Origin of the sequence: Lentzea sp. CC55 (assembly GCF_021056325.1) — a bacterium.
Taxonomy (GTDB): domain Bacteria; phylum Actinomycetota; class Actinomycetes; order Mycobacteriales; family Pseudonocardiaceae; genus Lentzea; species Lentzea jiangxiensis.
The window spans coordinates 105,225-117,674 of the sequence record NZ_JAJCXE010000022.1 but is presented as its reverse complement, the minus strand read 5'-3'; the positions used below and the strand labels follow the sequence as shown (position 1 = coordinate 117,674).

At 69.0% G+C, this 12,450-nt stretch carries 14 protein-coding genes; 7 read left to right on the top strand and 7 right to left on the bottom strand.

Translation table 11 applies throughout. The features are described from left to right. Complete coding sequence (locus L6E10_RS16355) at positions 1-954, top strand: ATP-binding cassette domain-containing protein (protein WP_236220376.1); 954 nt, start codon at positions 1-3, stop codon at positions 952-954. After that, on the top strand, positions 951-1,721 hold the full coding sequence (locus L6E10_RS16350) for an ABC transporter permease (RefSeq protein ID WP_090099850.1): 771 nt from the start codon (positions 951-953) through the stop codon (positions 1,719-1,721). Before L6E10_RS16355 ends, L6E10_RS16350 begins: the two co-directional genes overlap by 4 nt. Positions 1,722-1,782: 61 nt before the next feature. Here the strand turns inward: L6E10_RS16350 and L6E10_RS16345 are convergent, their stop codons facing one another. After that, positions 1,783-3,087 (bottom strand): PhoH family protein, encoded by a 1,305-nt coding sequence (locus L6E10_RS16345; RefSeq protein WP_374237079.1) that lies wholly within the window; start codon positions 3,085-3,087, stop codon positions 1,783-1,785. A 387-nt stretch (positions 3,088-3,474) separates the two neighbouring features. After that, on the bottom strand, positions 3,475-4,725 hold the full coding sequence (locus tag L6E10_RS16340) for a DUF885 domain-containing protein (protein ID WP_236220374.1): 1,251 nt from the start codon (positions 4,723-4,725) through the stop codon (positions 3,475-3,477). A gap of 226 nt (positions 4,726-4,951) precedes the next feature. On the opposite strand from L6E10_RS16340, the gene L6E10_RS16335 reads away from it, so the two are divergent. Beyond that, the gene (locus L6E10_RS16335; RefSeq protein ID WP_236220373.1) at positions 4,952-5,296 is read left to right on the top strand and encodes a hypothetical protein; all 345 of its coding nucleotides are present in this window, start codon (positions 4,952-4,954) and stop codon (positions 5,294-5,296) included. Positions 5,297-5,386: 90 nt separating this feature from the next. Continuing rightward, a complete protein-coding gene (locus L6E10_RS16330) occupies positions 5,387-5,662 on the top strand; it encodes a hypothetical protein (protein WP_236220372.1) in 276 nt (91 codons plus the stop codon). Positions 5,663-5,716: 54 nt separating this feature from the next. On the opposite strand, the gene L6E10_RS16325 is transcribed toward L6E10_RS16330, so the two are convergent. Further along, the gene (locus L6E10_RS16325) at positions 5,717-6,499 is read right to left on the bottom strand and encodes an isoprenyl transferase (RefSeq protein WP_236220371.1); all 783 of its coding nucleotides are present in this window, start codon (positions 6,497-6,499) and stop codon (positions 5,717-5,719) included. Positions 6,500-6,576: 77 nt separating this feature from the next. Between L6E10_RS16325 and L6E10_RS16320 the strand changes: the two genes are divergently transcribed. Further along, the gene (locus L6E10_RS16320) at positions 6,577-7,248 is read left to right on the top strand and encodes a hemolysin III family protein (protein ID WP_236220370.1); all 672 of its coding nucleotides are present in this window, start codon (positions 6,577-6,579) and stop codon (positions 7,246-7,248) included. A gap of 76 nt (positions 7,249-7,324) precedes the next feature. Here the strand turns inward: L6E10_RS16320 and L6E10_RS16315 are convergent, their stop codons facing one another. Then, the gene (locus L6E10_RS16315) at positions 7,325-8,719 is read right to left on the bottom strand and encodes a class II fumarate hydratase (protein ID WP_236220369.1); all 1,395 of its coding nucleotides are present in this window, start codon (positions 8,717-8,719) and stop codon (positions 7,325-7,327) included. A gap of 63 nt (positions 8,720-8,782) precedes the next feature. On the opposite strand from L6E10_RS16315, the gene L6E10_RS16310 reads away from it, so the two are divergent. Next, a complete protein-coding gene (locus L6E10_RS16310; protein ID WP_236220368.1) occupies positions 8,783-9,751 on the top strand; it encodes an NAD(P)/FAD-dependent oxidoreductase in 969 nt (322 codons plus the stop codon). Positions 9,752-9,769: 18 nt separating this feature from the next. Here the strand turns inward: L6E10_RS16310 and L6E10_RS16305 are convergent, their stop codons facing one another. Then, on the bottom strand, positions 9,770-10,231 hold the full coding sequence (locus tag L6E10_RS16305) for an Lrp/AsnC family transcriptional regulator (RefSeq protein WP_236220367.1): 462 nt from the start codon (positions 10,229-10,231) through the stop codon (positions 9,770-9,772). Positions 10,232-10,314: 83 nt separating this feature from the next. Between L6E10_RS16305 and L6E10_RS16300 the strand changes: the two genes are divergently transcribed. Further along, a complete protein-coding gene (locus L6E10_RS16300) occupies positions 10,315-11,283 on the top strand; it encodes a Glu/Leu/Phe/Val dehydrogenase dimerization domain-containing protein (protein WP_236220366.1) in 969 nt (322 codons plus the stop codon). A gap of 32 nt (positions 11,284-11,315) precedes the next feature. On the opposite strand, the gene L6E10_RS16295 is transcribed toward L6E10_RS16300, so the two are convergent. Continuing rightward, positions 11,316-11,726 carry a L,D-transpeptidase gene (locus L6E10_RS16295; RefSeq protein ID WP_236220365.1) on the bottom strand — a complete coding sequence of 137 codons (411 nt, stop codon included), beginning with the start codon at positions 11,724-11,726 and terminating at the stop codon, positions 11,316-11,318. Positions 11,727-11,838: 112 nt separating this feature from the next. After that, positions 11,839-12,396 (bottom strand): L,D-transpeptidase, encoded by a 558-nt coding sequence (locus tag L6E10_RS16290; protein WP_236220364.1) that lies wholly within the window; start codon positions 12,394-12,396, stop codon positions 11,839-11,841. Between the last annotated feature and the right edge of the window lie 54 nt (positions 12,397-12,450).

The window sequence follows — 12,450 nt, the reverse complement described above, 5'->3', positions numbered from 1 at the left end:
GTGGACGAAGCGGTCTCGGTCAGAGATCTCCGCAAAGTCTATAAAACAGGACAAAAGCCCGCGGTGGACGGGTTGAGCTTCGACGTCCGCCGCGGCGAGGTCTTCGGACTGCTCGGGCCGAACGGCGCGGGCAAGACGACCACGGTCGGTGTCCTCACCACGCGCGTCCGCCCCACCTCGGGGCAGGCGCTCGTGGAGGGCGTCGACGTGGTGGCCGACTCCAAGCGGGCGCGGCAGCTGCTCGCGGTCGTGCCGCAGCGCAACAACCTCGACCGGTCGCTCAACGCGCGGCAGAACCTGTTGTTCCACGCGGCCTACCACGGCATCGGCCCGAAGGAACGCCAGAGGCTCGCCGACGACATCATCGAGCGGATGGGTCTCAAGGACCATCAGAACGCGCTCGTCGACACGCTGTCCGGCGGGCAGGCGCAACGGCTGATGATCGCCCGCGCGCTCATGCACCGGCCGAAGGTGCTGTTCCTCGACGAACCGAGCACCGGGCTCGACCCGCAGGCCCGGCTCTTCGTGCACGAACGCGTCGCCGCACTGCACGCCGAAGGCGTCACGGTCGTGCTCACCACGCACGACATGGACGAGGCCACCAAGCTGTGCGACCGCGTCGGCATCGTCGACCACGGCAAGCTGCTCACGCTCGACACGCCGGGCGAGCTCACGAAGAACCTGCCCGGCAGCAACACGGTCAGCGTCACGGTCAGCCCGAACGGCCACGAGCGCGCGAAGATCACCCGCGAACTGTCCGAATTGGACGGTGTGCAGCGCGTGGAGGAGCTGAACGACATGTTCCGCGTCTACACCGACAGCGACACCGCGATCACGCTGCCCGCCGTGCTGAACGTGTTGCGCGACCTCGACGTCACGGTCAGCGACGTCGCGATCGGCAAGCCCAGCCTGGAGGACGTCTTCATCCACCTGACCGGCAGGGAGCTCCGGTGAGCCAACTCAGGACCTTCCAGGCGATCCTGTGGCGGGACGTCTTCGTCACGGGGCGCGAGCTGCCGAGCTTCCTCGCGCAGGTGATCATCCAGCCGTTCTTCATCCTCTTCATCTTCGCGAAGGTGCTGGGGGACATCGGGTACGTCCAGGACGACTTCGCGCAGGTGCTGCTGCCGGGCATCATCGCGATGAACGGGTTCCTGGGCGCGCTGCAGAACACGACCCTGCCGCTGGTGCTCGACTTCTCGTGGACGCGGGAGATCGAGGACCGGCTGCTCGCCCCGATCTCCATTCCGCTCGTCGCGGTCGAGAAGATCGTGTTCGGCGCGATCCGCGGGTTCTTCGCGGCCGTGCTGATGGTGCCGGTCGGGTTCGTGATGCTCGACGTCTCCTGGGCGTGGTCGGGGATTCCCGGCGCGCTGCTCGTGATCGTGCTCGGCTGCCTCGCCGGCGGCTCGGTCGGGCTGGTGATCGGCACGTCGGTGCCCGCGCGGCGCGTCAACGTCATGTTCGCGGTGATCCTGACGCCGATCCTGTTCACGGGCTCCGCGCAGTTCCCGTGGCGGTCGCTGAGCGACGACCTGCTGTGGTTCAAGGTGGTCTGCGCGCTCAACCCGCTGACGTACGTGAGCGAGGGAATGCGCGCGGAACTGGTGCCGGACGTGCCGCACATCCCGCTGCCCGTCGTCCTCGCCGTGCTCGTGATCGCGATCGCGGGCTTCGGCGGCCTCGGCCTGCGGGGCTTCATGAAGCGCGCGCTCGACTAGGAAGAGCACGAGGAACGGCCCCGCGCAACGGAAAGCGCGGGGCCGTTCTCCGTTCAGGACGCTAGGAGGCGTAGTCCTCCAGCATCTCCGTGACGAGCGCCGCGATCGGCGAACGCTCCGAGCGCGTCAGGGTGATGTGGGCGAAGAGCGGGTGGCCCTTCAGCTTCTCGATCACCGCCGCCACGCCGTCGTGCCGGCCGACCCGCAGGTTGTCGCGCTGCGCCACGTCGTGCGTCAGCACCACCCGCGAGTTGCTGCCCAGCCGCGACAGCACGGTCAGCAACACGTTGCGCTCCAACGACTGCGCCTCGTCGACGATCACGAAGGAGTCGTGCAGCGAGCGGCCGCGGATGTGGGTGAGCGGCAGGACCTCGAGCATCCCGCGGTCCAGCACCTCCTCCAGCACCGCCTGGCTCACCAGCGCGCCGAGGGTGTCGAACACCGCCTGCGCCCACGGCCCCATCTTCTCGTTCTCGGAACCCGGCAGGTACCCGAGCTCCTGGCCACCGACCGCGTAGAGCGGCCGGAACACCACGACCTTGCGGTGCTGCCTGCGTTCCATCACCGCTTCGAGACCGGCGCACAGCGCCAGTGCCGACTTGCCGGTGCCCGCACGTCCGCCCAGCGAGACGATGCCGACATCGGCGTCGAGCAGCAGGTCCAGCGCGATCCGCTGCTCAGCGGACCGTCCGTGCAGTCCGAACGCCTCCCGATCTCCGCGCACCAGCCTGATCTGCTTGTCCGCGGTCACCCGGCCCAGAGCGCTCGACGTGCCCGCCAGCAACCTGAGTCCGGTGTGGCAGGGCAGTTCGGCGATGTGCTCCAGGTCCTCGTACCGGGTCGGGTCGACGACGTTCTCCTTGAACAGGTCGTCCACGAGGGACTGGGGAACGTCCAGATCGGACATTCCCGTCCAGCCTGACAGGGTGACGTCGTGCGCCCGGTACTCCTCCGCCGGGAGCCCGACCGATCCGGCCTTGACCCGCAGCGGCATGTCCTTGGTCACCAGGGTGACGTTGCGCCCCTCAGCGGCGAGGTTGAGGGAGCAGGCGAGGATCCGGGCGTCGTTGGAGTCCGTTCGGAAACCTGATGGCAACACCTCCGGGTCGGAGTGGTTGAGCTCGACGTGCAAGGTGCCCCCCAGATCCCCGATGGGGATCGGCGAATCGAGGCGACCATGCCGCAAGCGCAGGTCGTCGAGCAGTCGCAGGGCTTCCCTCGCGAACCAGCCCAGTTCGGGGTGGTGGCGCTTGCCCTCCAGCTCGCTGATCACCACGAGCGGGAGCACGACCTCGTGCTCCGCGAAACGGGTGGGGGCGAGAGGATCGGACAGCAGGACCGACGTGTCCAGCACATAGGTCGTGATGGCCGGTGCGGCGGACTTGCGCCGGGAGGAAGAACTGCGCGATGAGCCTGAGGAACGGCTCGCGGGACGTCGTGCGTTCACGGCAACTCCCTCACGAACGCGGCACCCGCGTCCGCTCCTCGCTGGGCCAGGCACCACCCTGATCGGTCGTCTCGCCTCACGCCGGTGGGCGTCAGGCAGGTCGACCACGAGGGCCGGGTGCCGGCCCCCTCGCGACGTCGTCTGCCACGATCAGAGCCTCCCTGCGCGGTCCGCAGTGGTCGCGTCCCGCCGGTTTCGAAGTTACCTGTGGAAGTGCCCCATCGGCACGAAGCCACACAGGTGAATCCGAACTTGTCATCTTCCGGACAACGTCCCGAAACGTGACCGCACCCGTGTCAGGCCTGGTCAGGTGGTGTTCTCGTGGGTGTTGCGGGCGAGCCAGGACAGGCCGTCGCGGACCTGGGTCTCGAGTGATCTCGGCACCAGGGGCTCGTCGAGGAGCCTCAGGTAGCGCGAGTCGAGCGATTCCCCCGGTGCGCGGACGTCGAGCCACGCCCTCACCAGGCGCACCCCTTCGACGTAGGTCGTGGTGTACGCGCGCCACAGCGGGTCGGCCAGGAAACGGACCATCTGCCGCGCGCGGCGCTCCGGAACCAGCAGCCACCTGCGCAGGTACGCGACCACGTCGTCCTGGTCCGCACCCCGGTCGTGCAGCAGCAGCGCGGCGTCCTGCCGCACCGTGAGCAGGCCCGACGCCGCCGCTTCGACCTCTTCGGACAGTGCGCCGTCCATTCGCAACCCCAGGTCGCGGAAGATCTGCTCGGTCCACAGGCCCCAGCCCGGCCCGACCACGGCGTGCAGGCCCAGGTCGGCCATGCCCTCGGCCATCAGGCACTGCGGCGTGTTGATCAGGAAGATCGACTGCTCGGCGTGGCCGCGTTTCGCGACCAGGCCCGCCTCCTTGCGGCAGTGCTCGGTGTGGTGGCCCGGGTACGACTCGTGCGCCACGAGGTGGGGCAGGTTCGCCATGCGGTGGCCCAGGTCGGCGTTGATGGAGACCCTGCTGCGGTAGTCGCCGAGGTAGTGGTTGAAGCCGCTCCACGGCTTGTTGGTGACGATCCGGTACTCCACGATCTCCTGCTCGGGCAGGGCGTACCTCTCACGCACCCTGTCCCTCAGCGCGCTGGAAAGGGCGTGCACGGCGCCCTGGAGCCTGCGCGCGGGCACCTCGTCGGCCGCGCGGAAGGCCGTCAGGCGGTCGGCGAGCGTGCCGGGGCCTTCGAGGACGGCGTCGAGGTGGCGGTGGGCGAGCGCGTAGGCGTCCTGGTCGCCGGGCTTGACGCGCACCTGGAAGTACCGCTCGACCTCGTCGACGAACGTCATGCGCTCGCCGTCGAGCTTGCGCGCGGTGCACTCGAGCGCGAGCAGGTGGGCGTCGAGGAACTGCTTGCGCTGGTCGTCGAGGTCGCTGCCGGGCAGTTCCCCGCGCAGCTGCCTCGCGTGGTGCCCGAGGGCCCTCGGGTGCAGGCGCGGCTCGTTGTCGACGGAGCGGCTCAGCGCGGGATCGCCGGTGAACGAGTCGACGAACCCGGACACCAGGCGCCCGAGCCGCAGCCCCAGCACCAGATATCCGCGCACCAGCGCGTTGGCGTCCATGAGTCGGAGAGCGTAGAGCCTCTACCACAGCGGCTTGCTCGCGGCCGAATCGAAAATCGAACGTCACCTGAACGGGGACCATTGTTGATCTTGCAGTCACACAATAGGAGTAATGGAGACATGAAGACAGATGCTCGCGGGTAAATTTTTTACGAGGACCCCACCGTCCGGAGATCCCCGAAGACTCCGGAAATGACGGGGATGACCCGACATGAAGGAGAATGACGTGAAGAAGACCTTCACAGTGGTTGCCGCCGCTGCTGCTCTGTCGCTCGCGTTCGCCCCTGCGGCCATGGCGGGAGAGGGCGACAACGGTCACGGGCACGGTCACCACCACGGGCACGGCCACAGCCAGGGCCACCACGAGCACCACCACTACCACGGCTTCCACCAGACCAACGGCTCGCTGCTCAGCGTGCTGAACGGCAACAACGTCAACGCCGTCATCGGCGTCTGCGGCAACAACGTCGGCGTGCTGGGCGCCGCGGTGCCGATCAACTCGCCGAGCATCACCGGGACCTGTGCCGCGGGCGGCATCGTGGACGGCGACGACGTCAACGTCGACGGCTGATTCCGCTCTCGGCTGTTTAGTGATCCGGAGACGCCATTTCATGGCGTCTCCGGACTGTTCTGTCAGTAGTACCGTCCACGAGGAGAAAAAATGCTGAAGAAGGCGTGTGCCGCTGCGGTCGCGGCGGCTGGTTTCATGATGTTCGGCGCCACCGGTATGGCGTCCGCGGCGCCTGACAGCTTCCACCAGACCAACGGTTCGCTGCTGAGCGTGCTGAACGGCAACAACGTCAACGCCGTCGTCGGCGCTTGCGGCAACAATATCGGCGTGCTGGGCGCCGCGGTGCCGATCAACTCGCCGAGCATCACCGAGACCTGCGCCGCGGGTGGCGTCGTGGATGGCGACGACGTCAACGTCGAGGGCTGACGTTCTCGCGTTGCACAGGGGCGCCCACCTCGCGGTGGGCGCCCTTTCGGCGTCTCAGCTGCCGTAACGGCGGTGGCGCTTGGCGTACTCGCGCATGGCCCGCAGGAAGTCGGTGCGGCGGAAGCCGGGCCAGTACGCCTCGCAGAACCAGAACTCCGAGTGCGCCGACTGCCAGAGCATGAAACCGGAGAGCCGCTGCTCACCGGACGTGCGGATGATCAGGTCCGGATCGGGCTGGCCGGACGTGTAGAGGTGCTCCGCGATGTGGTCGACGTCGAGCACCTCGGCGAGCTCCTCGATGGTGCCGCCGCGCTCCGCGTGCGCCTGCAGGAGCTTGCGGACGGCGTCCGCGATCTCCTGCCGCCCGCCGTACGCGACGGCGACGTTGACCTGGATCCCGGTGCGGTTCTTCGTCTTGCTGGCCGCGTTGGTGAGCCGCTCGGCGTGCTCCGCCGGCAGCATGTCGATGGCGCCGACGTGCCGCACGCGCCACGGCTTGTCGTCGCCGGCCAACTCGTCGGTGATGTCGGCGATGATGTCGAGCAACGGCGCCAGCTCGGCGTTGTCGCGGTTCAGGTTGTCGGTGCTCAGCATCCAGAGCGTCACGACCTCGACCTGGGCGTCACCGCACCAGTCGAGCAGCTCCAGGATCTTGCGCGCACCGGCCCTGTGGCCGTCCGCGACGTCGGTGAACCCGGCCTCCCGGGCCCAGCGGCGGTTGCCGTCCAACACCACGCCCACGTGCTTGGGCCCCTGCGTCGTCCCGCTCAGCTCACGCCGGAGAATCCACTCGTAGAAGTGGATAGCGACGTCTTTCACACGAGTGCGGAGTGCCACGTCCGAACAGCGTACGCCGTGCAAGGTTCATCACTGAGCCATGGTCCGAAACCTACGGTGGCGTAACCTACGAACCTGTGACCACAGCGCCCATTCCTCCACAGCCCGGACTGCGGCCGCGCCTTCGTGGGTGGCTGCACCTCTGGTCGTTCGTAGCCTCCGTGGCGACAGGCGCGACGCTGATCGCCCTCGCGGCGTCCACGGTGTCCGCGCGAGCCGCCCTCGCCACCTCCGTCTACGGCGCGACCGTCCTCGGCCTCTTCGGCGTCTCGGCGCTGTACCACCGCGTGACGTGGAAGTCCGACCGCGTCCGCACGTGGATGAAGCGGCTGGACCACTCGATGATCTTCGTGTTCATCGCCGGCACCTACACCCCGTTCGCGTTGCTGGCGATGAACCCGGACACGGGGCGCGTCGTGCTGACCGTGGTGTGGATCGGGGCGCTGGCCGGCGTGACCCTGAAGCTCGCCTGGCCGCACTCGCCGCGCTGGCTCGGGGTGCCGATCTACATCGCCCTCGGGTGGGTGGCGGTGTTCGTGCTGCCCGAGTTGCTGCACCACGCCGGGGTCGCGGCTCTCGTGCTGCTGCTGGTGGGTGGGCTGCTCTACACCGCCGGCGCCGTCTTCTACGCGACCCGGTGGCCCAATCCGTGGCCGCAGGTGTTCGGGTACCACGAGTTCTTCCACGCCGCGACCGTGGTGGCGGCGATCTGCCACTACATCGCGATCTGGCTCGCGATGTACTCCTGAACCGGCTTTCGCGACCGGTCGAAGAGGAGTGGTCCAGGGCCGCGGTCGGCACCCGCTGCCCTGGACCGAAGCGGCTTCAGCGGCCGCCGCGCGCCATGTGCAGCACGTCCAGGGCCGCGTCCAGCTGCTCCTCGGTGAGCTTCGAAGGCACGTGCCCGCGTTCCAGCACCACCTCGCGGATGGTCTTGCGCTCCTTGAGCGACTGCTTGGCGATCGACGCCGCCTCCTCGTAGCCGATGTAGCGGTTCAGCGGCGTCACGATCGACGGTGACGACTCCGCGTACTCGCGCATCCGGTCCGCGGCGGGTTCGGTGCCCACGAGGACCTTGTCGGCGAGCAGGCGGGCCACGGCCGCCAGCAGGCGGGACGACTCCAGGACGTTGCGGGCGATGACCGGCAGCATCACGTTCAGCTGGAAGTTGCCCTGCGAGCCCGCGAAGGCGACGGTGGCGTCGTTGCCGATCACCTGGGCCACGACCATCATCGTCGCCTCCGAGATCACCGGGTTGACCTTGCCCGGCATGATCGAGCTGCCCGGCTGGAGGTCGGGGAGCGCCAGTTCGCCGAGGCCGGTGCGGGGGCCGGAGCCCAGCCAGCGCAGGTCGTTGGCGATCTTGAACAGCGCCACGGCCGAGGCGCGGAGCTGGCCCGAGATCTCGACCACGCCGTCCTGGGTCGCCTGGGCCTCGAAGTGGTCGCGGGCCTCGGTCAGGGGCAGGCCGGTGGCGGTGGCGAGCTCGGCGGCGACGGCGGTGCCGAAGCCCTCCGGGGCGTTCAGGCCCGAGCCGACCGCGGTGCCGCCGATCGGGAGCTCCGCCAGGCGCGGGACCGACGCCCGCAGGCGTTCGACGGAGTAGCGGACCTGGGACGCCCAGGCGCCCGCCTCCTGGCCCAGCGTGATCGGGACGGCGTCCATGAGGTGCGTGCGGCCGGACTTGACCAGGTCGGCCCACTCCGCCGCACGGGACTCAAGCACGCCCAGCAGGTGTTCCAGGGCGGGGACCACGTCGGTCACCACGGCCTCGGTGGCGGCGACGCGCAGGGTCGTGGGGAACGTGTCGTTGGACGACTGCGAGGCGTTGACGTGGTCGTTCGGGTGCACGTCGCTGCCGAGGGCGCGGGTCGCCAGGGTGGCGATGACCTCGTTGGCGTTCATGTTCGACGACGTGCCGGAGCCCGTCTGGAAGACGTCGACCGGGAAGTGCTCGTCCCACCGGCCGGCGGCGACCTCGTCGGCCGCGGCGGCGATGGCGGAGGCGAGGTCCGCGTCCAGAACGCCCAGCCGCGCGTTCACGCGGGCCGCCGCCGCCTTGAGCAGGCCCAGTGCTCGGATCTGGGCGCGTTCCAGGCCTCGACCGGAAATCGGGAAGTTCTCGACCGCGCGTTGGGTTTGGGCGCGCCACAATGCGTCGACCGGCACGCGGACCTCACCCATCGTGTCGTGCTCGACGCGGTACTCCTGTTCAGACATACCTCCGAGTCTCTATGGTCGATCTCAGCACTGCCACCCACCACTGGCAGAAGGGCACCACTCATGGAGCGTGACGTCGACCTCCTCATCGTGGGAGCTGGTCCCACGGGGTTGTTCGCCGCTTACTACGCAGGCTTCCGGGAGATGAACGTCGCGGTCGTGGACGCCCTGCCGGAACCGGGCGGCCAGGTGACGGCGATGTATCCGGAGAAGATGATTTTCGACGTGGCCGGGTTTCCCGCCGTGCGCGGACGCGACCTCGTCAACGGACTGGTGGAGCAGGCAGCGCAGTTCAAGCCCACCTACCTCCTCGGACGCCAGGCGCGCACCTGTGAGTCCACTGAGGACGGTCTGCGGATCGGCCTCGCGGACGGCTCCGCGATCAACGCCAGGGCCGTGCTGATCACGGCGGGCATGGGCGAGTTCAACCCGCGCCCGCTGCCCGCGGGTGACGGCTGGCTGGGGCGCGGCATGGTGCACTTCGTGCCGGTGCTGGCCGAGCACGCCGGGCAGCACGTGGTGATCGTGGGCGGTGGCGACTCGGCCTTCGACTGGGCGCTGGCGCTGCACCCGATCGCCGCGAGCGTCAAGATCGTGCACCGCAGGGCCAGTTTCCGCGCCCACGCCGCCACCGTGCGGCAGGTGCGGGAGCTCGGCGTCGAGATCATCACCGACGCGGAGGTGCTGGCGCTGCGCGGCGAACCTCTGTCCGAAGTGGACTTGAAGGTCAAGGGCGGTGACGCGCGCACGTTGCCCGCCCAGACGGTCGTGGCCGCGCTCGGCTTCACCGCCGACCTCGGGCCGATCGAGTCGTGGGGGCTCGAGCTCGACCACCGCGCGGTGCTCGTCGACAGCACCATGAAGACCAAGCTCGACCGGATCTACGCGGCGGGCGACGTCGCGCAGTACCCCGGCAAGGTCAAGCTGATCGCCACCGGGTTCGGGGAGGCGGCGACCGCGGTCAACAACATCGCGGTGGCGCTCAACCCCTCGGCGCACCTGTTCCCGGGGCACTCCAGCGACGGCACGTGACGCGCGGGCCGGGAGCCGTCAGGTTTCCGGCAGCGGTGCCGGGTCGTGCTTCGCCAGGTGCTGGAAGATGATCGACGTGCGGAAGCCGACGATCTCCTTGCGCTGGCTCAGCCTGTCCACCAGGAACGCGTGCAGGTGCTCGTTGTCCTGCGCGCCCACGTGGATCACGAAGTCGTCGTTGCCCGCCATCACGAACACCGCCGTCACCTCGGGCAGGCCGTGCGCGAACGCCTTGAAGGCATCGATCACGGCCCGGCTGAGCGGGCGGACCTGCACCGACACCAGCGCCTGCACGCCGCGGTTCAGCGCGGCCGGGGCGATGTCGGCGTGGTAGCCGCGGATCACGCCGCGTTCGCGCAGCAGGCGGGTGCGTTCGAGGCACGTCGAGGGCGCGACGCCGACCTTGCGGGCGATGTCGCGGTTCGACTGCCGTGCATCGCGCTGCAGTTCCCGCACGATCGCCGAATCAAGTTCATCCACGACGTCTCCCGAGACGCTCTGCCGAACAACGTTCGGTGACAGCTCATCGACCTTGGCGTTCACCCTAACTTCGCGGTTGATACATGGCTGAAGTTCGGGAGGAACGCAGGATGTGGGAACACGAACAGCTCGTCGTCCGCACCGGGAGGCGGTCGGGGCTCACCACCATGGTCGCCGTGCACTCGACGGAAGCCGGACCGGCGGTCGGCGGGTGCCGGATGAAGGCGTACGGGCACATCACCGACGCGGTCACCGACGTGCTGCGGCTGTCGAGGGCCATGACGCTGAAGTGCGCGGCGGCGGGGATCCCGCACGGTGGGGCCAAGAGCGTCATCGTGGCCGGCCGCGAGCTCGCGCCGGACCTCCGCCGCGCGGTGCTGCTCGACCACGCCGACCTGATCGACGAGTTCGGCGGTGCCTACCGGGCGGGGCCCGACGTGGGGACCGGGCCCGACGACATGGCGGTGTTCCGGGAGCTCACGCCCTACGCCTACTGCCTGCCGGAGGCGCAGGGCGGCACGGGGTCGTCGAGCGGGCCCACGGCGCGGGGCGTCCTGGCGGCGCTGCGGGCGGCCTCGCGGCACGCCTTCGGCACGGACGACCTGACCGGCAGGAAGGTCGTGATCAGCGGGTTCGGGTCGGTGGGGGAGCTGATCGCCAAGGGGATCGAGGGCGCGGACATCACCGTGTCGGACGTGGACGAGAGCAGGCGGACGGACGAATACGGCTGGGTTCGTCCCGACGAGGCGTACGAGGTCGAGGCCGACGTCCTCGTGCCGGCGGCGGTGGGCGGGGTGCTGAGCCCCGAGACGGTGCGGCGGCTCGGCGTGAAGCTCGTCGTGGGCCCCGCGAACAACCAGCTCACCGACGACGGCGTGGCGGACCTGCTCGCCGAGCGCGGCATCGTCTGGGTGCCGGACCACGTCGCGAGCGCCGGCGGGGTCATCTACACGCTCGCCAGGGAGGACGACGGGGCCGATCACGAGACCGCGCTGAAGCGGGTCGACGGCATCGAGAAGACCGTCGAACGACTGCTGGGCGTGAAAGCCTGACCGCCTCCGGCCATGCCTCCACGCCCACCGGGTCAGGGCAGGACCTGCACCTGCTCGCCGACCATCAGGTTGTCGTAGAAAACGAGCGACGCATCCCAGGACAGCCGGATGCAGCCGTGCGACTGGACGTTCGTGTCACCCTGGTGGAACGCGATGCCGTCCGTGGTGAAGTACACCGCGTTCGGCATGGGGCCGTCGTAGGGGACGCTCCAGTCGTTCTTCACCTTGCGCAGCACCGAGAACGTGCCCACCGGGGTCTCGTACCCCGGTTTCCCGTGGCTGATCGGCACCGGGCCGTAGCTCGTCTTGCCGTTGAAAACCAGCCACGCCTGGTTCTTGGACTTCTCCAGGCACGCTCCGTTGTGGACGGTGCATCCCGCCTGGGCTTGCGCGGGAACGGCGAAACCGAGGATCAGGAGCACCGTCGCGATCAGGACTCGCATCTCACATCACCCCTCGGTAGTGGGATAACCACTCGGGGGTGATCTCAATCACCTGATTATGGATGTGTCTGGACGCTCCTTTGTGGAGCGTGCGAGCGGATCGCGCGCATGATCACGAGACCACCTGCACGGTCTCGCCGATCGAGAGGTTCGTGAAGTAGTACTGCGCGGCCTTCGGGTCGAGGTGGATGCAGCCGTGCGACGGGTCGGTCAGCGAGCCCTCGTGGAAGGCGATGCCGCTCTCGGTGAAGTACGTCGACCACGGCATCGGCGCGTTGTACGGCCGGCTCCACTCGTTCTTCACCTTGCGCAGCACGGGGAAGTTGCCGAGCGGGGTCTCGTAGCCCTTGCGGCCGTGCGTGATCGGCACCGGGCCGTAGACGACCTTGTCGCCGCGCAGGACCCAGGACTGGTTCGTGGAGAGCTGGATGCACGCGCCGTCGCTGATGGTGCACGGCGTCGGCTTCACGACGGGCGGGGGAGGAGGCGGCGGCGGGGGAGGCGTCTGCGAGGTGGTCGAGGGCGGAGCGGACGGCGGTGCCGCCGAAGACGAAGATGGTGGCGCCGCGGAGGTTTCCGCGTGCACGGACCCCTGCGCGCACCCCGCCACCGACACCAACGCGACCGCCACGAGCAGCATCCGCACCGCGCACCCCCTGGTCGTTCCCACCCCTTGCCGAGGTAGACGGCGGGAGGACCCCTGGGGTTGCACGGCGGAGGCCCG

Coding starts and splice junctions, on each gene's coding strand:
- L6E10_RS16315 (WP_236220369.1), bottom strand. CDS start 8,719: ATGTCTGAACAGGAGTACCGCGTCGAGCACGACACGATGGGTGAGGTC.
- L6E10_RS16310 (WP_236220368.1), top strand. CDS start 8,783: ATGGAGCGTGACGTCGACCTCCTCATCGTGGGAGCTGGTCCCACGGGG.
- L6E10_RS16300 (WP_236220366.1), top strand. CDS start 10,315: ATGGCTGAAGTTCGGGAGGAACGCAGGATGTGGGAACACGAACAGCTC.
- L6E10_RS16340 (WP_236220374.1), bottom strand. CDS start 4,725: ATGGACGCCAACGCGCTGGTGCGCGGATATCTGGTGCTGGGGCTGCGG.
- L6E10_RS16295 (WP_236220365.1), bottom strand. CDS start 11,726: ATGCGAGTCCTGATCGCGACGGTGCTCCTGATCCTCGGTTTCGCCGTT.
- L6E10_RS16330 (WP_236220372.1), top strand. CDS start 5,387: ATGCTGAAGAAGGCGTGTGCCGCTGCGGTCGCGGCGGCTGGTTTCATG.